The 18,733-nt window shown below is 56.8% G+C and carries 16 protein-coding genes; 1 reads left to right on the forward strand and 15 read right to left on the reverse strand.

Annotation, left to right across the window (positions count from 1 at the left end; genetic code table 11):
- Positions 1 to 24 precede the first annotated feature (24 nt).
- From IEI95_RS05730 to IEI95_RS05745, 4 genes are all read right to left on the reverse strand, one after another.
- Positions 25 to 1,404: a carbohydrate porin gene (locus IEI95_RS05730; RefSeq protein ID WP_156532114.1), complete on the reverse strand. Its 1,380-nt coding sequence runs from the start codon at positions 1,402 to 1,404 to the stop codon at positions 25 to 27.
- A 26-nt stretch (positions 1,405 to 1,430) separates the two neighbouring features.
- The gene (locus tag IEI95_RS05735) at positions 1,431 to 2,753 is read right to left on the reverse strand and encodes an MFS transporter (protein ID WP_156532113.1); all 1,323 of its coding nucleotides are present in this window, start codon (positions 2,751 to 2,753) and stop codon (positions 1,431 to 1,433) included.
- A 72-nt stretch (positions 2,754 to 2,825) separates the two neighbouring features.
- Positions 2,826 to 4,109 carry an acyl-CoA dehydrogenase family protein gene (locus IEI95_RS05740; RefSeq protein ID WP_060717224.1) on the reverse strand — a complete coding sequence of 428 codons (1,284 nt, stop codon included), beginning with the start codon at positions 4,107 to 4,109 and terminating at the stop codon, positions 2,826 to 2,828.
- Positions 4,110 to 4,342: 233 nt separating this feature from the next.
- Positions 4,343 to 4,888, reverse strand: a complete 546-nt coding sequence (locus IEI95_RS05745; RefSeq protein WP_156532112.1) for a flavin reductase family protein — start codon at positions 4,886 to 4,888, stop codon at positions 4,343 to 4,345.
- A gap of 321 nt (positions 4,889 to 5,209) precedes the next feature.
- Here IEI95_RS05745 and IEI95_RS05750 point away from each other — a divergent pair, with 321 nt between their 5' ends.
- Positions 5,210 to 5,563 (forward strand): MarR family winged helix-turn-helix transcriptional regulator, encoded by a 354-nt coding sequence (locus tag IEI95_RS05750; RefSeq protein WP_234617656.1) that lies wholly within the window; start codon positions 5,210 to 5,212, stop codon positions 5,561 to 5,563.
- 96 nt (positions 5,564 to 5,659) lie between these two features.
- Here the strand turns inward: IEI95_RS05750 and IEI95_RS05755 are convergent, their stop codons facing one another.
- From IEI95_RS05755 to IEI95_RS05805, 11 genes are all read right to left on the reverse strand, one after another.
- Entirely contained in the window at positions 5,660 to 6,430 is a 771-nt protein-coding gene (locus IEI95_RS05755) for an SDR family NAD(P)-dependent oxidoreductase (RefSeq protein ID WP_156532111.1), read from the reverse strand.
- Positions 6,427 to 7,422 carry an ABC transporter permease gene (locus tag IEI95_RS05760; RefSeq protein WP_194416149.1) on the reverse strand — a complete coding sequence of 332 codons (996 nt, stop codon included), beginning with the start codon at positions 7,420 to 7,422 and terminating at the stop codon, positions 6,427 to 6,429. Before IEI95_RS05760 ends, IEI95_RS05755 begins: the two co-directional genes overlap by 4 nt.
- A gap of 61 nt (positions 7,423 to 7,483) precedes the next feature.
- Positions 7,484 to 8,524 carry a sugar ABC transporter substrate-binding protein gene (locus tag IEI95_RS05765; RefSeq protein WP_156532109.1) on the reverse strand — a complete coding sequence of 347 codons (1,041 nt, stop codon included), beginning with the start codon at positions 8,522 to 8,524 and terminating at the stop codon, positions 7,484 to 7,486.
- Positions 8,525 to 8,560: 36 nt separating this feature from the next.
- The gene (locus tag IEI95_RS05770; protein WP_156532108.1) at positions 8,561 to 9,328 is read right to left on the reverse strand and encodes an ATP-binding cassette domain-containing protein; all 768 of its coding nucleotides are present in this window, start codon (positions 9,326 to 9,328) and stop codon (positions 8,561 to 8,563) included.
- Positions 9,325 to 10,464, reverse strand: a complete 1,140-nt coding sequence (locus IEI95_RS05775) for an ROK family transcriptional regulator (RefSeq protein WP_194416150.1) — start codon at positions 10,462 to 10,464, stop codon at positions 9,325 to 9,327. The genes IEI95_RS05770 and IEI95_RS05775 overlap by 4 nt, the downstream gene beginning before the upstream one ends.
- A gap of 232 nt (positions 10,465 to 10,696) precedes the next feature.
- A complete protein-coding gene (locus IEI95_RS05780; protein ID WP_156532106.1) occupies positions 10,697 to 11,587 on the reverse strand; it encodes an ABC transporter permease in 891 nt (296 codons plus the stop codon).
- A gap of 32 nt (positions 11,588 to 11,619) precedes the next feature.
- A complete protein-coding gene (locus IEI95_RS05785; protein WP_156532105.1) occupies positions 11,620 to 12,570 on the reverse strand; it encodes an ABC transporter permease in 951 nt (316 codons plus the stop codon).
- 176 nt (positions 12,571 to 12,746) lie between these two features.
- Positions 12,747 to 14,441, reverse strand: a complete 1,695-nt coding sequence (locus tag IEI95_RS05790) for a peptide ABC transporter substrate-binding protein (protein WP_156532104.1) — start codon at positions 14,439 to 14,441, stop codon at positions 12,747 to 12,749.
- 203 nt (positions 14,442 to 14,644) lie between these two features.
- On the reverse strand, positions 14,645 to 15,976 hold the full coding sequence (locus IEI95_RS05795; protein ID WP_194416151.1) for an NAD(P)/FAD-dependent oxidoreductase: 1,332 nt from the start codon (positions 15,974 to 15,976) through the stop codon (positions 14,645 to 14,647).
- Between the two features lie 76 nt (positions 15,977 to 16,052).
- Positions 16,053 to 16,502, reverse strand: a complete 450-nt coding sequence (locus tag IEI95_RS05800; RefSeq protein ID WP_156537320.1) for a MarR family winged helix-turn-helix transcriptional regulator — start codon at positions 16,500 to 16,502, stop codon at positions 16,053 to 16,055.
- A gap of 500 nt (positions 16,503 to 17,002) precedes the next feature.
- Positions 17,003 to 18,652 carry an ABC transporter ATP-binding protein gene (locus IEI95_RS05805; RefSeq protein ID WP_156532101.1) on the reverse strand — a complete coding sequence of 550 codons (1,650 nt, stop codon included), beginning with the start codon at positions 18,650 to 18,652 and terminating at the stop codon, positions 17,003 to 17,005.
- Positions 18,653 to 18,733 lie beyond the last annotated feature (81 nt).

Consider the following 18,733-nt stretch of genomic DNA (forward strand, 5'->3'; position numbering starts at 1 on the left):
TCGCCGGTTCAGATCGAACCAGGCTCAAGGCCCCTTGCGGGGGGAAAGACCGAGGCTGCCGCCCAGGTCGAAAGCCAATGCCGCGTAAATGACGACACCGTTCTTTTCTCTTCCGGTTGAGTAATCAGCCAGAATGGAATTGTTTGGATTGATGATATAGGCAGCACCGATATCGAGAATACCGTTGCCGAAAAAGCCTGTGCTCGCATGCACGTCGACCATGAACGTGTCCTGCGGCTGTTTCTCGTTGACGCCCGAAAAGAACCGCCGGGCATTCTGTTCATACTGCGCGCGCTCTTCACTCAAGCGGATGTAGTGAACGGAGGCACCGACTGTTGCGAGCGGGTTTTCCTTCCAGAAGCCTGAATACTCGACACCGGCATAGGCTTCCCAGGGATAAGCCTGGCCATCGCCGAACGTATGGAACAGGCCGCCATAGACGGCGAGGTTTTCGGGAATCGGGCTACCGGACGCCTCACTCCACACGACCTTGCGAACCTGCCCGTAAACGCCGCTCGTTCCGCCGTCATGATTGACAATCCTGGTATTGGCTCCAAAGGTCGGGTTGCCCCAACCGCTATTGTAAAGTGCGTCTTCATACGAGGTGGAACGGTGGTAAGCGCCGACCTCGTATTTCAAAGGATTGGCATTCTGCATGAAGGTTTCGTCATGGCTGATATTGGCAATGGCGATATAGCCTTTGGCATCGCCGGTTCCCCAATCCCATCCATCACCATTCTGCCAATTGTCAGAATTGTCCTCGATGGCTCCAAATCCCAGCGTCGTGGTCTGATCGAGCCGATAGGCCAGTCTCCCACCCCAGACAGACAGTGCTTCGCCTGGCATGTTGAGGGTGATTGCCGGCGTTGAGGGCACGCAGCCAATGCCGCCGCAGAAGCCTTTTTTCATGAAGTCGCGATTAAGGCCCATCCGTCCCGCTTCAACAGTCAGCCGATCGTTGAAAAGGTCGCCTTCAATTGTGAAACGGGTCAGATCGGCGTCCGAATTCACGATCGGGACGGGGAAAAAAGCATTCGAAAGATCAAACAGATAATTGTCGACATTTTGAGTCGGGGCGTTGATTGTCTCAACCAGATTGATCCGAAGATCCGGTGTCAGATTGCCGGTAACGCCCAAGATGAACATGCCATAATTGGCCGATGAGCCACCCGCAGCCCCAAAAGAGGGGGCATTCTGATAGAAATCGACAAAATCGAGCTGAAGGTCGATACCGTTGTCATGCAGCGTTCTCCCCACGCTGGCCAAGGGGCCGGAATAGACCGGACCGGGCATGCCTCCCTCGCCAGGTGGTGTGTCGCTTGACGGCAGTGCCGTATCGGCTGCCGCAGCCGGCATCAAGGATGCAAGCAGCAAAGGCACTGCCAGCAGATTTAAAGTTCGCATTGTCACCCTCCCATTTTTATCGTTCGTTATTCCGCTGCGATTGGACTGCCGGAGACCTCCTCTTTGTTGCCCCGGTTTTGCGGTGGTGATGCTGCAAGAATGGCGAAGAACGCGACCACGCACAGGGTGATGATCGTGATAAACACCCATTCATATGTGCCGGTTTGATCGAAAACCGCCCCTGCCGACCCCGCGCCAATCGCCGCGCAGAGCGTCGATACCGGCATCATCGAACCCAGAATGGCGGAAAACGATGCCTTGCCAAAATAATTGCCCAGAAGAGCCATCAGGCAGACCTGCGAGGCACCGTAGCCAATGCCGGCAGGAAGCGCGTAGAGCAGGATGCCGGTAAAGCCAACGGGCTTGATGACCATGCAAAAGCCGAAAATGATCAAGGCCATGCTGGCGGCTGAGATGAGCGATGGTGAAATACGATCACCCAAGAAACCAGCGGTCATGTTGCCAATGAACGAGGCGACGATAATGACCGCGACGGCGTTAGCGGCTTCAGCAGGCGAATAGCCGATATCACGCAGATGCACCACGCCATGAGCCATCAGGAAAATCCAGGCGACCCCGGCAATGCTCATGTAAGTCAGAATAAGCCAGTAAGCCTTGGTTCCCAGTGCTTCCCGAAGGGTCCAGTGGGTCGTGCTTTTGAATACCTTGCTGTTTTCGCGTGCGAAGGAAGGAGCAGGATTTCGGGAAATGTAATTTTCGACCCGCCGCTCATCGAGCGCTACATAGGCCGTTATCATCGCGATGAGCGCCGATCCGGCAATAAGCCACCAGGCTGTGCGCCAATCGCCTGATATCGCCATCAATCTTTCAAGCGCCGGTGGAGAGAAGAAACCACCAATTTCGACTGCTGAAAATACGATGGAGACAGCCAAGGCCCTGCGTGCGTGAAACCATCTCGTTACGATTGTCTGGGCTGGCAGCATGCCGGCAATGCAGACGCCGGAACCGGCCAACAGACCAAAAGCCAAGGCATATTGCCAGCCATTATGCACGACAGTCGCCATGGCAACCGATCCTAGGAACAGCACAAGGCATCCGAAAGCAACTGTTGACCGATAACCGAATTTGCGGATCAACACCGCGACGACAGGGGCCTGAAAGCCCATCATCATCACGAAAAGGCCAAAGCCCATACCGAAGACCGCTCGATCCATATTGAGATCGGTGATCATTCGGGCGTTGACGACGGCGGTACCGATACTTGGCACCGCCACGACCAGCAGCACGATTGCCCATAGCGCGCCCAACACCTTGGCAGCCTGAAAACTGTATTCGAAACCTTTATTTGCCCGAAAATTGGCAGGGGCATGCGTCTTATTCGACTGCATAAAAAATCCTCCTCTTGTTAACCGTCGACGGGCCGCCTCCACAGCCCGCCTACAGCTCAAATCCGTCGCGGGCTAAGCGGCGCGATCAGGCAATCCACCTGCAAACATCGAAAATGGCGCAAGCCCCATCATCCGGCGCCCGAAAATCTCGGCTGTTGGCTCCAGCCTGACAGCCCCATGCAGCATTGCCACCCGGATATCGCGAACGAACCGTTGGAACGGATTGCTTTCATGCGCGGTTGCGGAGCCAATATTGAGTTGCAGGATGCTGACGGCATTGTCCAAGGTGTGCGCGGCGTAGACGTTTTCCATCATCGTCGCCTGTTCCAGCTCCTCTGAGACCTCGCGTCCTTCCGTTGCGTGGCGATCCAGAAGATCGGCGGCGCAAAGGGCGGTGGTTTCCGCCATCTTGATCATCGCATAGGCTTTTGCAGCACAGACCTGCGTCGATGCCATTTCGGCCACCCGCGGATAAGGCAGATTGAAGGGCTGCTGCTTTCTCGCCATGTCGATGTAGGATTCCAGCGCACCACGAGCCATCCCCAGCACAATCGCCATATGGGTGAGATTGGTCATGATCATCAGACCACGGCCATCGAACTTGCTGGCAAAGCCCTGGAAACGCTTGCGAGTTCCATCCATGCGAATTGGGAAATCGGCCATGTCCATAAAACGGTGATCGGGAACGAACTGCTCTTCAGTCACCGTCAGGCTATTGGAAGACGTAGCCTTCATGCCCATGACATGCCAGTTATCGATGATTTTGACCTGCTCGGCCTTCAAAACCGCCATGGCGCGGCCCATATGGCCCGGAGCAACCTCATAATCGACACCAACGGCAATCCATTTGGCGTGTTTGCAACCGCTGCCGAAATGCCAGGAACCGCTGACCATCCAGCCGCCCTCGACCCGCCGTGCAGAACCGACCTTGGTGGCAAAAATAGATGCACCGGCGGCCAGTGGGCCAACCCAATCACGCCCATCCGCAAAGATTTCATTCACAGCCTGATCGGGAAACGCCAGGATATTGCGAAGGCCGCCGGCGACAAATGCCATCCAGCCCGCCGCGCCATCGCCTCGGCCAAATTCGGTGACGATCTCAACCACATCGCGCGCTCCAAGCGCATGCCCGCCAAAATCCGTTGGCAATGTAAGTTTGAACGCACCAATATCGCTGAGGGCTTTCAAGCTTTCAGGCGCCAGGGCACCCAATTCCTCGCCTTCCTGGGCGTGTTTACGCAACAGCGGCACCAATGCCGCAGCTTTGGCACGGATCTCACGGCCAACCTCAGTGCTATAAGGAGAGATGGGTGGATTGGGCAGTACATAGTCAAACTGCTTTGCGTTCATTTCCATGGGATTTCCTCACTTTAAAACAGGAATTTTCGAGTGCGCACGACCATGGCACTGGCGCAAGCACGCCATCCATACCATCGTGTACCGGATGTTTTTGAACGAATGTCTCCAAACGCGGCGACAGCCGGGTTCGGATCGATGCACTAAAGTCTGTTGTTTTCGTTTGTCTTTTCAGGAAAATTTGGCTGCACTTTTCCTGAAGCAAATCTAGGCGACAAATTTAGGCGCCAAATCTAGGCGGCTGGCCGCGGTTCGCAGATGTGAAAACGCCGATTAAACCATGCGACGGGTGTTGTGTCCCGCTCTACTGTCGATACATCGACAATACGGCCGATCAACAGTTGATGGTCGCCTTCCGACTGGGCCCGCTCAAGGGTACAGTGAAAACACGTGTCGAATTCACTCAGAATCGGCACGCCGGATGGCGATAATTTAAAATCGATATCGCTGAACTTGTCTGCGCGGCTGGACGCAAAGCGCATAGCAATATCCTGCTGCGGCTCAGCAACGACATGGACCGCGAAATGCCCATGGTCGAGGATGGCAGACAGCGTTGTGGAACTTTGCGCCAAACCAAGCATGACGAGAGGGGGTGTGAATGACAAAGAGGTGAAACTGCTCACAGTTGCACCAACCATTTCACCGCCACAACCCTGGCTCGTCACGATGACAACGCCAGATGGAAGCTGGCCAAACGCGATCTTCAAATTATCAATATCAGGAAAATTTGCTGCTGATCCCTCCTCCGGATCATGCAGCTTCGCCGAACTCGAAACCATCGAATATCTCCTCCATATTCCTTAGAAGTATCTTAGCACTAAGATAACTTTCGTCAATTGAAAATGTTTGGAGGGGTCGCGTTCTTATGGCGCATTGCGTGAAGCGCCCGAAAACATTAAGAAGTTTAGGACGTCACAAAATGACGTGTTTTAGCCATGAGATAAAAGTGAAGCGCAATGCCACAAGCCGAAGGATTATTTTCGGACCTTATTAGTCAGTGGGAAGAGGATTTCCCGGGGGAAGACAGCAGTCCCATCGCGATTGCCATGAGGCTTCGGCATCTTTACCTCCTGGACCAGGCCTCCCTGGAGGAGGTGCTGGTGGCATTCGATATCGGCATCGGCGAAGTCGATGTTCTCACCCATCTTCGGCATCAATCCCCACCCTACCGGTTGCGACCAAGCGATCTTGCCGAACTTTGCATGGTCACGACTGGAGCTATAACAGGCCGTATCACCAGATTGGAAGACAAAGGGTTCGTCGAGCGCGTCCCGTCTCTGTCAGATAAACGCACGGTCTATGTACAAATGACCGAAAGCGGTGAGAAGCTGTTGCGAGAGACGCGGGTTCAGGTGGCCAGGTCCTCGCATTTTCTGGACGGCATTCGCAGCCTTTCCGCGCCTGAACGCACCCGCTTGGACCGGCTTCTTGCCAAATTGATCCAGGTTTTGTGACGCCCATCCTGTCAGAATGGGCGAAAAGCAAAGCTCGGAGCTATCAACGCATCCTCACGCCTTGAATAGTGGGCATCAGCACAGCCGGAAATAGGATCAGGATGGCAAGATCCTGAAGTCGGCACCCTCAGGCAGAAGTTGCCCCCCATCGACAACGATGGTCGTGCCGGTCACGTAGCTCGCATCATCAGAGGCGAGGAACAGGAAGGCATTGGCCACATCCCGAGGGGACCCAAGACGCGCGAGCGGGATCGCATCCTCCATATTCTTGATAAAGGCGGCGCTTCGATGCAACTGGATGGCCTCCGTCATGATGTTGCCCGGTTCGACCCCATTCACATTGATGCCATAGGACGAAAACTCCAGTGCGGCTGAGCGAATGAACCCGTTGATACCAGCCTTGCTTGCCGCATAATGGCCATGGCCCGGACTGGTGACATGTGGACCGGTGATCGATGACGTAAAGAGAATGCGCCCCGATCCTTGCGTCTTCATCGGCGCAAGTGCCGCCCGCGCGGCATTGAAACAGCCCCGCAGATTGACCGCCATCACCTGATCCCAATCATCCGGACTGGTATGCTCGATCAATTGCCAGGGATAGATGCCAGCATTCTGTACGATGATATCGATCCGACCATGGCGTTCAACAGTGAATTCCACGGCAGCAACCGCATCCTGCATGCTAGCGATGTCGGTGCGGATAAAATCGATGCCGAGTTCGTCGGCTGCGGCCTTGCCTTCCTCCGCATTGAAATCGGCGAGCACGAGTTTCGCGCCCTCCTCTTTGAACCGCACGGCAATCGCTTTGCCGATGCCGCGAGATGCACCGATCACCAGTGCAATCTTGTCTTTCAATCTGTCTGTCATGCGAGCCTCTGGCGGAGCCTTTGTTTGAACGTATCGAGAAGAACGGCTGCGAGCACCAGGAAACCGTGAATGACCTGGGTGTAATTCGCCGGCAGCCCCATCAGGTTGATGGCTGTATTGATGGAAGAGAGCAGCAGCACCCCGGCATAGACGCCCGGCAGAGCGCCGACGCCGCCCTTGAGGCTGACACCGCCAATCACCACCGCTGCAAAAGCATTGAACAGCAGACCAACACCGAGATTGGCGGTCGCACCCGATGTGCGAACGGCCAGCAGCCAGCCGGCAAGACCGGCAATAGCACCTGCCATGACGAAGGCGATGATCAGATTGCGGGTGACGCGAATGCCAGCCCGAAAGGTTGCCGTCTCATTGCCGCCGATCATCACCAGATGACGGCCAAACGGCGTCTTTGCCATCATCACCGAGAAGATCAGGAAGCAGGCAATAGCGATCCAGGCTGTCAGCGGAATGCCGATAAAGCGTTCGATGGCAAACCAGCGGATGGCAGGGGCCAGATCCTGGGCCGAGCGTCCGCCGGACACGGCCAACACGATACCGCGCACCCAGATGAAGGAGGCGAGCGTGATGATGAAAGCGCTCATCTTCAGTTTGACGACGAGAACGCCGTTGATAAGCCCGATCAGCCCACCGATGGCACAGGCCACGAACAGCGAGACCGAAATCATCAGCCATTCGGGCGAAAGCTTGATACCAAGCCCGATGCCTGCCGAGCAGAACAGAATGCCGACCGCCATGGCCGACAGTGCTGCGACCGACTCGACGGACAGATCCATATGGCCGGTGATGATCACCAGGGCGAGACCAATCGACATCACACCAAGCACGCTCGATGCTTCGATGATATTGGTGAAGATACCGATCTGGAAATAGTTCGGGATCAGCGCGGAGAACATGGCCAGTACCAGGATGAGCATGAACCAGACGAGATTGTCGAGGACGAATTCAAGAGTTTTACGGGTATGAGACGTCATGCGGCGCATCCAGATTGGAGAAGGGGAATCCGGGGCCATCAGGCCCCGGAATGAAGGCCGTTCACTCGACGGATTTGATCGCAGCTGTCGGCGGCTTCAGATTTCCCCAGAAGGATGGGTTATCGACATTCTCTTTGGTGATGGCAGAGCCAGGGATCTTGATATTCGGTCCCCAGGTTTCCATGGTCACAACGCTCTTGAGACCGAGCACATCATAGTCTCCAGACTTGATCGGCTTTTTGCCGACGACCTTGTCCATGAACATCGCAATGGCTGCTGCCTGTGCATAGAGCGGTTGCTCGACTTCGACATTCAGCCAGCCCTTACGGATCAGGTCGAGGCCAACAGGCGCACCGTTGGAACTCATCAACATCACGTCGCCCGGCTTCTTGCCGGCAGCCTCAAGTGAGGCAACGGCAGCGACCGAAAGATGGGCGGCATGCAGAAAGATCAGATCGATGTCAGGATTGGCAAGCATCTGGTCGGAAACGATTGTTCCGGCGGCACTGGCTTCCCATTGCACGGCGGGGACCGATATGATCTTGACGCCGGGAAAGGCCTTGATTTTCTCCTCGAAACCCTTCTGGATATCGAGCGTGTAGGGATCGCCGGGATCGCCGAGAACCTGAAGGATCTTCCCTTTTACATCCCCATTTTTGCCCTTGAGCAAGCTGATCGCGTGGTCACCGGCGATATGGCCAATCTCGACCGTGCCAGCAACCGAGGTGAAATCCGAGGGTGTCGATGTGATCTGCCGGTCGAATTCAACGACGGGAATGCCTGCGGCGCGTGCAGCCTCAATCGACGGCTTGAGCGCGTTAAAGTCTACGGCGGCAAGGATGATGGCCGCGGGCTTCAGCGCAATCACGTCATTCATCTGCGATTGTTGGGCATCTGTCTTGTTGTCAGCGTTGAGTGTTTTCATATCATAGCCGACCTGACCCAGGAACATGCTCAGCGCGTTCACCGAGCCGGTCTGGAATTCATCCAGCAAGGTCGGAACGAGGTAATAAACCATTCCTTTTGTTTGGGCGGCAGCCGATGTCCACGCAGCGAGGTTGAGCATCAGAATGCCCAGCAAGACTGTCAATAGTCGTTTCATTGGTTTCTCTCCAGTTCACCGGACCCCTTTTCATTTTTATTGGCTCACCGGTCCGGCTCCGGCGAGGGTTTGCCCTGTGATCATTTCGATCACTGCATCCGGGCTTGTCTGGCTTCGCTCTACATCACCGGCAACAACACCGTGGCGGATGACGACAATGCGATCTGCGACCTGAAAGGCCTGCTGCATGATATGCGTGATGATGACGACGCCGATGCCCTGGCTGGCGACATGACGGATCATCTCCAGCCCGCGCCGGGTCTGTTCGACGCCAAGCGCTGCAAACGGTTCATCGAGCAAGACCAGCTTGCCACCCCAATGCACGAAGCGGTTGAGCTCGATGGCCTGGCGCTGGCCGCCGGACAGATGCTCGACCTTGGTGCGCATGGAGGGAATACGGGTCCCGGCGCTGGCGAGCGCCTTGGCTGTAATGTCTTCCATGGCGCGTTCATCCAGAAAGGGAATGCCCGCCACCTTGCGGGTCAGCTCGCGGCCCATGAAGAAATTGCCGACCACATCGACATTGGTGCAGAGCGACAGGTCCTGATAGACGGTTTCGATACCGGCACCCTTAGCCTCGGCAGGCGTCTTTGCCTGAAAAGGCTCGCCTTCGAACAGCATGCGTCCCGAGGTCGGCTGCAAGCCGCCCGAAATGATCTTCACCAGCGTCGATTTTCCCGCACCATTATCCCCGAGCAGGGCTACGACTTCGCCCTTGCCGATTGAGAAACTGATGCCCTTCAGAGCTTCGATTGCGCCGAAATTCATGCGGATATCGTCGAGGATGAGGAGGTTTTCGGTCATACGGCAATCCCTTTCTCTGAGGTTTCAAACATCTGACCGAAGCGCGGCGACAGAACACCGAAGACCGCGAGTGCAGCAGCCCCCCGCAGCGCCGAGCGCTGACAGTCGCTGGCAACCACAACCCGTGGAACGGTGCGGTTAGTGCGGGCGGAAATCGAGTTGGTGAGACCCTCACCAAGCGTCGCCAGCCGCTCGATCAGGGATTGCGGCGCAAGACCGCCCAGCACGATGGTTTCCGGGTCGAACAGGTTTTCGATCGTGCGGATCGCGCTGCGGAAAATCGGCGCAATCGCATCGACCCAATCCTCCTCAGACAAACCACTTCTCTTGAATGCATCAAGCGACAGATAGCGCTCCAGGCAGCCCTGGTTTCCGCAATGACACAACTCACCATCGGGGATGGCGGCGATATGGCCGATTTCACCGGCATTGCCCCAGGCTCCCCGCATGACGACACCGTCATGCATCATGGCACCACCAAGACCGACGCTGAAAAACAGATAGAAATAATCCGAGAACTGCTGTCCGAGACCATAAAGCTGCTCGCCCAAAGCCGCCGCTGCCATGTCGTTTTCCATGAAGGCCGGCAGACCCGTCGCATCGGCAAGCCGCTGACGGATATCGACATTCTTCCAGCCCGCCATGGTGGTCGGCCCGACAAAGCTCATGGAGTCCACATCGAACGGGCCAGGCAGGGCAAGACCGGCACCGAGCAACCGCCCCCGGCGCGGGCTTGCCTTCAGGTCTGCGACCATGTCGCCAATCAAGGCAAAAGCCTCGTCCGGCATGGCATTCGGCGCCGAGCGCTGCCGGCTTTCGACCACTTCGCCACGAAGATTGACGAGTGCCGCTTCAATGCCGAGCGGCGTCAGGTGAATGCCGACAGCATGCCCGCCTTCCGGGTTGATGGTCAGTGCCGACGGCGGAATCCCACGCCCCTTCGGTTTTTCCCGCACCGAAAGGAGAAGCCCCTGATCCTCAAGTTCGCGCACAATGGTGGAGACAGTCTGGACCGTCAAGCCCACCCGTTCGGCGACATCGCCGCGTGTTGTCGGCCCATGCAGCCGGATCGATTCCAACACGATCCGCCGATTATACGGCCTTCCTGATTCTTGATTGGTGCCACGCAAAGCCATGTCAAAGCCCCCTGGATGACAGAAGAGTGACACCGGTTTTTTATTTAGTCAAATGGTTTTCAAAAAAGAAGCTAGAGTCTGTCAGGTTCGGATTGAACCTGACAGACTCTCGCTTTTCTTGTTTTCGTTTGTCTTTGCGGGAAAACCGGATTCCACTTTTCCCTGACAAACTCTGGCTATTTCAATGGGTGCGGGTGAGTTCTTCCGGGAGCATCAAAAAAAGAAAGCTGGCTTATGGGTTGTCGCTGCGCGCGTCGAGCGCATCACGCAAACCATCGCCAATGAAGTTGAAGCTGGTGACGGCAAGCGTGATGGCGACACCCGGTACGATGGCGAGCCAAGGCGCGCTTCCCAGATATTGCTGCGCGCTGTTGAGCATATTGCCCCAGCTCGGCAAGGGTGGCTGGATACCATAGCCGAGGAAGCTGACATAGGCTTCGAGCAGGATGGCGCGGGCCACCGTCAGCGTGGCGGCAACGATGATTGGACCGACCGCATTGGGCAGGAGTTCGTGGATCATGATATGGGTGTTGCGCAGCCCCAGCATACGGGCGGCCAGCACGAAATCGCGCTCGCGCAGGGAACGCACCTCCGCTTCAACGATCCGGGCGACTTCCATCCAGCATGTCACCGCGATGATGACCGTGATCATCAATGGGCTTGGCCTGATAAAGGCGGCAAGTGCCAGCAGCAAAAAGATCGACGGAAAGGACAGGAAGGCATCGACGAAGCGCATCAGCACCGTGCCAATCAATCCGCCGCGATATCCCGCGACAACGCCAACGACGGCACCGATAGCGGTAGACATCAGCATGGCGAAGAAACCAATCAACAGCGAAATACGCCCGGCATTGAACAACCTTGCCGCGATGTCACGCCCCAGCGGATCGGTGCCGAAGATGTGGGCGCCGGTCAGCGGCGGCGCAAAGCGGGCGCGCAGATCGATAAACAGCTCGTCATAGGGCAAAAGAGAGGGACCGACCACACAGGCAAAGATCAACAGTGTGATCATCACCAGGCCGACAAGGGCCAGTTTGTGACGGAAGAACCGGCGTGCGACGCGGCTCCGCCACCAGCGCGAAGGCCGCGCGGGCGGGACCGGAGACGGGATAGCAATGGACATGGGCTTCTCCTTCGGTTCGCGACAGGGTTTCGTCAACCGAGCCGAATACGGGGATCGACGAATGCGACCAGAAGATCGGCGACAAGGCTGCCGATCAGTGCGAAGACGGCTGTAAACATCAGCAGGCCCATCACGACCGGATAGTCATGATAGCCGAGGCTGTCGAGAAACAGCCGTCCCATGCCCGGCCAGGTAAACACCGTCTCGGTGACGAGCGCCCCGCCCAGCACGATGGGAAGCTGCATGCCAGCAAGCGTGATCATCGGCAGCAACGCATTGCCGACGACATGTTTCATCAGCACCCGGCGGGGGGACACGCCTTTTGCTCTGGCGGTCCGCACGAAATCCTGGTTGATCACCTCCAGCGTGGCAGACCGCATATAGCGGCTCCACACGGCGATATCGACCAGCGCCAGCACAAGGCTCGGCATGACCAGATGGATGGCATAATCGGAGAGGGAGCCATTGCCGATCGTATACATGTTGCCTGCGGGCAACCATTTCAGCTTCAAGGCAAACACATAGATCGCCACAAGACCAAACCAGAATGTCGGGATAGAGAGCGCCACCATGGCGCCGACAGTCGCCGCGTAGTCGAACATGGAATAGCGGCGGGTGGCGCCCTTGATGCCGATCCACACCCCGACAATGACGGCAATGACTGTCGATGTTCCCATCAAAAGCAGGGTCGCGAAGAAATGGCTTGATATGATCGACAGCACCGGCTGCTGGTCGCGGTAGGATTTCCCCCAGTCGCCTTGCAGCAGGCGCCAGACCCAGTCGAGATACTGGATTGGTAGCGGCCGGTCGAGACCCATCTGATGGGCGATCCGGTCCATCGCCTCACGCGTCATGCCCGGCGTCAGCGCATATTGCGACAGCGGGCCGCCGGGCGCGAGATTGAGGATGGCAAATCCGATGATCGAAACGAGCAGCAGCAGAACAAGGCTCTGCATCAGCCGGTTGAAAAGATAAGAGAGCATAGGCAGGCTCCGCTTCATGGGTGAACGGGCTCAGGCATGCCGGACGCCGAGGCGTCCGGCGCACTACAGCGCCGTGCGCCATATATGGCGCACAAAGCATCGCTGTAGCTTCTTATATTTGTTGCATAATTTTCTCTTTAAACCGATTCCGATTTAAAGAATGATGCACTATGTCGTCAGGCCCAGCGCCAGGTGGCGACGTTCCAGGTGTCGATGCGCACATTCACGTTGGGCGTGACGTTTTCGACGCCCTGCTTGTGGCCGCGCACGGTCGCATACTGGAACATTGGCAGGAGCGGCAGTTCCTTGCGCATGATCTCCTGGATCTTCAGGTAGACGGCCTTGCGCTCCTCCGGTACGAACAGCTCGCCGCCCTTGGTGAGCTGTTCGTCTACTTGCTGGTTGGAAAACTGCCAGGTATTCTGGCCGGAACCGCCCTTGGCCGGGATGGCCGTAGAACGGAAGAAATTGGAGGTGTCAGGATCGGACCCCGTCAGGAAATCCAGGCCAACGATGACGGCGTCGAACTTCGACAGCGTCCAATAATCGCCCCACATCACCGCTGGCGGCAGGTTGGAAATGGTCATTTCCACGCCGATATCCTTGAAGGACTGTTGCAGGAATTGCTGGACCTGTTCGCGGATATGGTTGCCCGCCGTCGTTGAGCAGGTGAAGGATAGTTTAACCCCGCCCTTGGCGCGAATGCCGTCGCTACCAGCCACCCAGCCGGCATCATCCAGCAGCTTCTTGGCCTTGGCGATGTCATATTCATGCTTCGGCAGGTCAGGATTGAAGTAGAAGGATTGCTGCGGCACATAGCTTTCGGTGGGGGTCGGCAGGCCGTAATAGAGCGCTTCGATAATCGACTGCTTGTCGATGGCGGCATACAGAGCCTCGCGCACCGCCGCTTCCTTGAACTGTGGGCGCTCCATGTTGAAGGTGAAGGATTCAACCGTCGAACCCGGCACCACATTGACCACCTTGCCGTCCAGCCCCTTGGCTTCCTCGTAGTGATCGGGCGTGATCCATTGCAGGCCGACCACATCGATATCACCCGTCTTGAACTGGGTGTACATGACATTCAGATCGGGAACGTATTTGTAAATCAGCTTTTCGACATAGGGGCCGTCACCAAAATAATCCGGGTTGGCAGCCAGCAGGATATGGTCTCCAGCGACCCGCTCAGCCCATTTGAACGGACCGGTGCCAACCGGCGCTGTGTTGAACGGCGCATTGTTCGGATCGGCGCTGGCCGACAGAAGATGTTTCGGCGTGATGAAGGTCGAAGCAAGGATGGAGGGATAGGGCGCGAAGGGCTTGTCCATCCGCCAGGTGATTTCCGTGGGCGATACGACAGTCAGGTCGCGGACGAATTCATGGCCGGTTTTACGCCAGCTGCGGAAATTAGCATCGACCAGCAGTTCGAGCGTTGCCTTGACGTCTTCGGCAGTGAACGGCTTGCCGTCATGCCATGTCACGCCATCGCGCAGCTTGACCTTCCACTTCAATCCATCGGCGGAAATACCGCCGTTTTCGACGCTCGGTACGTCCACGGCCAGCCCCGGCACGAATTTGCCAGCAGCATCAACGCTGAACAGCGTATCGAATATGCTGAAATGAATGCCTTCATCCACTTCGATATGAGGCATATGCGGATTAAAAACCGTCGGCTCCTGGGAAAAGCCGACAGTCAGCTGTCCCTTGATCGATTTGGTCGCGGCACTGGCCGCGCGAATGCCGATCAGCTCCGAGATTGGCAACTCCGAGACTGGCAGCCCCGAGAGAAGCACGCCGGACGCTCCAAGCGCCATGAGGCCAAGCGCCTGGCGACGCGTGGGATGCGGTATCGAATTGTGTTCCTTATCGGACATTGCATGTTCCCTTATTTCTGGTGGTTATCGACCTTCATCCTGCTCGCTCTCTGCCGGAGCGATTTAATATGGCAAACCATTGAAAATGGTGGGCCGTATTGCATTTTCGAATATCTCAAGCCTCTGATGCATTTGAGATATTCGAACTATGAAGGCGAGGATGCCTGAGCATCTTCGAAGCCTTCGCATAAGCCATGCCGCATTCAAAAGCCGCTGATCAGTTCGATTTTCGAGCCATCGCTAAAGCGGCTGAACCGGAAGTCCTTGCGATCAACAATCGGGTTGCGTCCCGTGACGATATCGGCCATCAGCCGACCAGCAGCCGGTCCGATGCCGAAACCATGGCCGGAAAAGCCGGTGGCGATGTGAAAGCCGGGGATGGCATCAATGGCATCGATGACCGGAATGGCATCGGGCGTCACATCGATCATGCCCGCCCAGCGCTGTGAAATCTCCGCCTTTTCAAAGATGGGGAAGGCCTTCTTGAGTTGGGCGAGCGCGCCGTCGGTCATCGCCTTAGACGGCACCGGGTCCAGTACGCGGTTGTATTCGAACGGGGATGCCTCATCGAGCGACCAGCGGCGCGGAATGCGCCACTCATCGAAGAACCGGCCCGTCAACCGCAGATCGAGAGAGCGCCATTCGTGGCGCAGCGCGGGCAGGAAATTGCGGGCATAGCGGAAAGAAGCTGGGACGATATCAACGATGTTCTGAAAGCCGTTGGCAATCGTGTAGCCGCCATCCGACCGTTTGCGAATGGCGAAGCCGTTTGACCAGATCGCCTCCTCCGGTCCGCCCTCCAGCGGTTTGGTGCGCAGCACGGAATTCATCACCTTCAACTGCGGAAGGTCGAGGCCGTTATTGCCGCAAAACAGGTTGGACCATGCACCGCCCGCCAGGACAACGGACTGGCAGGCGATCTCACCGCGCTCCGTCACCACACCCGACACCTTGCCGCCGGAAAGCTGAAGACCGCGCACCGCGCATTCGGTGAGGATGAAAGCGCCCCGGTCGCGGGCTGCCTCGGCAATAGCGGGTGCGGCCTTCTGTGGCTCGGCGCGGCAGTCACCCGCTGTGTAAAGCGCACCGGCAATATTCATGTCGGAGCCTGGATATTTCTCCCGGAATTCCTTGGCGCTCAGCATCCGGCTCTCGATCTGGTAGCCGTCCAGATTGCTGTTCCAGCGCTCGTGTTCGGCAAATTCCTTCTCGGTGGCGCAGGTAAACACGATGCCCGAACGCTTGAAGCAGGTTTCCCTGCCCGTGCGGCGGTTAAGATCGGCCCAGATGCGCAGCGACTCGGCCATCAGCGGCACTTCGCGCGGATCGCGCCTGGAAATCCGCACCCAACCCCAGTTACGACTGGACTGTTCGTGACCGATGCCGCCTTTTTCGCAGAGCGCCACTCTCAATCCCTGATCGGCGAGTTCAAGTGCGGTGGATGTACCGATAATGCCGCCACCGATAACGACGACATCCACGTGGCTCGGTAGTTCCGCATCCCCGTGGACGGGAACGACATAGGGACCTGGCATGTCAAAAAGCTCCTCAAGCTGGCAGTTGTTGTTTGTCTTTTCAGAAAAGCGGCTTCCCCTTCTCCTAAGGCAAACTCTAAAGACCAATAATGCGCCGATAGGTACGCCCAAGTACCGAGATCAGCATCTGATGTTCTTCGTCGGTAATATCGGGAAAGAAATCCCGCGATTGTTTCACGACGAGGGGACGAACACGCTTTGCCAGCGCAGCACCCTTGGGCATGATGAACAGGCCTTGGGCACGGTTGTCGTCGTCATCCACCTCGCGGCGCAGGAGTTCCTGCTCTTCCATCTGATCAACCAGCCGCACCATGGCCGAACGATCCTTCAGGATCAGTTGCGCGATGGCGGAGGACCGGATGCCTGGATGGCTATCGACCAACAACAGCGTGGTGATCTTGCCGGTCCCCTTGGCAACCTCGAGCTTACCAAGTTTCTGATCGAGATCGCGGGAAACCGCCATGTTGATCGTACGGATGTAATAGCTGAGGACATTTTCCAGAACATCCAGTTCCACTACCGCCATCTGGTCGCCCTGTCCCACCGTCGCCCCAAAAACACCCCGCCGCAGAGCCACTCAAGCGAAAGACGCAATTAACCGATTTCCGGTTTACGCCAGAAAACATAGTTTTGTCAGCTCGTTGAATGCCGGATATTGACGAAAGAGCGTGGGGGCATTCTATCGCCTATTCTTTGCTTGATGGGATTGAACGCCCATTAATGGACATTTGCAACTATTTTTTTGCCGCTGAAGATGCAAATTTACGCATCCCGCAATACCGCCCAAAATATAGCCGACCAGCCAGGAGACATGCCCATTCCTGCACGATTGGCAAGCAGACGAACCTCGGTCGAAGACAAACGCCCAAGATCGTTTCGAGTTGAAGCTGGGCCAGGCCAATATGGGCATTATACCAAGTCTCGAAGATGCTCACGCATCCTCGACTTGAAAAAATCTCAAATGCATCAGAAGCTTGAGATATTTTCAAAGGGAATACGAAGGGTCATTTACAATGAGCCTTCGTATTACACCATCACGGCAGGCTCCCATTCGGTACCGGGAATAGCGGAAACGAGTTGGCGGGTATAGTCATGGGTAGGGTTGCGGAAGATCTGTGAGGGCGGTCCATATTCGACAATACGGCCCTTATACATCACCGCGATCTCATCGCAGATCTGACTGGCGACGCGCAGATCATGGGTGATAAAGGCCATGGCCAGTTTCATTTCCTGCTGCACTTCCGTCAGCAGTTGAAGGATCTGCGCCTGGATCGAAACATCGAGCGCCGAAACGGCTTCATCCGCAACGATCAGCATGGGATTGAACATCAATGCGCGGGCTATGCCGATACGCTGCCGCTGGCCGCCTGAAAATTCATGCGGATACCGGTCATAGGCGCCTGCATCGAGACCGACCCGCTCCAGAAGCCGCATTGCCCGTGTTCGCGCCTCGTGAATGGGCGTCGCCTGCGCCACCGGACCGACGGTTAAGATGCGGCCGATGGTCTGGCGCGGATTGAGGGAGGCGAAAGGGTCCTGAAAAATCATCTGGATATAGGGCCGCATCGGGCGGAAGGCCTCTTCCGACAGGGGTGCAATATCGCGGCCACCGAAGAGGATTTCGCCGGAATCGCTGTTCATCAGCTTGACGAGAAGACGACCAAGCGATGATTTCCCCGATCCGGATTCCCCGACAATACCCAGCGTCCGGCCTTTGGCGATCGTGAAGGAGACATCATCGACCGCCTTGATCACCCGGCCCTTCGACAGGAAACCTGAACCTGTGCCATAGGTCTTGCAGAGATTGCGGGCCTCCAGAACAACAGGGGTATCCGTCTCATTGTCGCGGTCGGTGGCGCGCATGCGTGGCACGGCGGCGATCAGCCGTTGCGTATAGGGATGATCAGGGTTTTTCAGCACCACGGATGCCGGCCCTTGTTCGACGACATGCCCCTTTTCCATGACAATCACACGGTCGGCAATCTCGGCCACCACGCCAAAATCATGGGTGATGAACATCACGCTCATTTGCTTGCGGCGCTGGATAGACGCGATCAATTCAAGGATCTGCGCCTGTGTCGTCACATCAAGGGCGGTGGTCGGCTCGTCGGCGATCAACACCTTCGGTTCAAGCGCGAGCGCCATGGCAATCATCACGCGCTGTCGTTGACCGCCGGACAATCGGAAGGGATATTGATGCTGCATCAGTTCCGGGTCCGGCAGCCCCACTTCGGTAATCAGCTCGAGAACGCGGACCCGGCGCTCCTGCTGCGTGCCAATGTCATGGGCTTCCATGACCTCGGCGATCTGATCGCCCACGGTCATCAGGGGATTGAGCGCCGACAACGGGTCCTGGAAGATCATTGAAACGACACGGCCACGCAACGCGCGCAAGGTGGCGTCATCGGCACCGACCAGTTCCTGGCCCTCCAGCATGATGCTGCCGGATACAATGTGGAGAGACTGCGCCAGAAGTCCCATCGTGGCATTGGCCGTCACGGATTTACCCGAGCCGGACTCGCCGATAATGCAGAGAATTTCTCCAGCCTTCAGGTCGAAGGACATATCTTCCACTGCATATCGGCGGTCCATGCCCGGCGGCAAGCCGACAGTCAATCCTTGCACGGACAGCAGCTTACCTGCCTCGCTTGCATCGTCTTGAACAGATTTCGGCATGAGTTACCCCTTATTGTTGCGCGTCACGTTCTTTTGAAAAGACAGATGCAAAAAAGATGCCGTAACGCCGCAGGGTCCCCA

Origin of the sequence: Agrobacterium vitis (genome assembly GCF_014926405.1) — a bacterium.
Lineage (GTDB): Bacteria > Pseudomonadota > Alphaproteobacteria > Rhizobiales > Rhizobiaceae > Allorhizobium > Allorhizobium vitis_H.

Excerpts from the sequence above, each read along its gene's own strand:
- IEI95_RS05790 (WP_156532104.1), bottom strand. The coding sequence starts at position 14,441 with ATGTCCGATAAGGAACACAATTCGATACCGCATCCCACGCGTCGCCAG.
- IEI95_RS05795 (WP_194416151.1), bottom strand. The coding sequence starts at position 15,976 with ATGCCAGGTCCCTATGTCGTTCCCGTCCACGGGGATGCGGAACTACCG.
- IEI95_RS05770 (WP_156532108.1), bottom strand. The coding sequence starts at position 9,328 with ATGACCGAAAACCTCCTCATCCTCGACGATATCCGCATGAATTTCGGC.
- IEI95_RS05780 (WP_156532106.1), bottom strand. The coding sequence starts at position 11,587 with ATGTCCATTGCTATCCCGTCTCCGGTCCCGCCCGCGCGGCCTTCGCGC.
- IEI95_RS05740 (WP_060717224.1), bottom strand. The coding sequence starts at position 4,109 with ATGGAAATGAACGCAAAGCAGTTTGACTATGTACTGCCCAATCCACCC.
- IEI95_RS05785 (WP_156532105.1), bottom strand. The coding sequence starts at position 12,570 with ATGCTCTCTTATCTTTTCAACCGGCTGATGCAGAGCCTTGTTCTGCTG.
- IEI95_RS05805 (WP_156532101.1), bottom strand. The coding sequence starts at position 18,652 with ATGCCGAAATCTGTTCAAGACGATGCAAGCGAGGCAGGTAAGCTGCTG.
- IEI95_RS05730 (WP_156532114.1), bottom strand. The coding sequence starts at position 1,404 with ATGCGAACTTTAAATCTGCTGGCAGTGCCTTTGCTGCTTGCATCCTTG.
- IEI95_RS05800 (WP_156537320.1), bottom strand. The coding sequence starts at position 16,502 with ATGGCGGTAGTGGAACTGGATGTTCTGGAAAATGTCCTCAGCTATTAC.
- IEI95_RS05775 (WP_194416150.1), bottom strand. The coding sequence starts at position 10,464 with ATGGCTTTGCGTGGCACCAATCAAGAATCAGGAAGGCCGTATAATCGG.
- IEI95_RS05735 (WP_156532113.1), bottom strand. The coding sequence starts at position 2,753 with ATGCAGTCGAATAAGACGCATGCCCCTGCCAATTTTCGGGCAAATAAA.
- IEI95_RS05755 (WP_156532111.1), bottom strand. The coding sequence starts at position 6,430 with ATGACAGACAGATTGAAAGACAAGATTGCACTGGTGATCGGTGCATCT.
- IEI95_RS05760 (WP_194416149.1), bottom strand. The coding sequence starts at position 7,422 with ATGACGTCTCATACCCGTAAAACTCTTGAATTCGTCCTCGACAATCTC.
- IEI95_RS05765 (WP_156532109.1), bottom strand. The coding sequence starts at position 8,524 with ATGAAACGACTATTGACAGTCTTGCTGGGCATTCTGATGCTCAACCTC.
- IEI95_RS05745 (WP_156532112.1), bottom strand. The coding sequence starts at position 4,888 with ATGGTTTCGAGTTCGGCGAAGCTGCATGATCCGGAGGAGGGATCAGCA.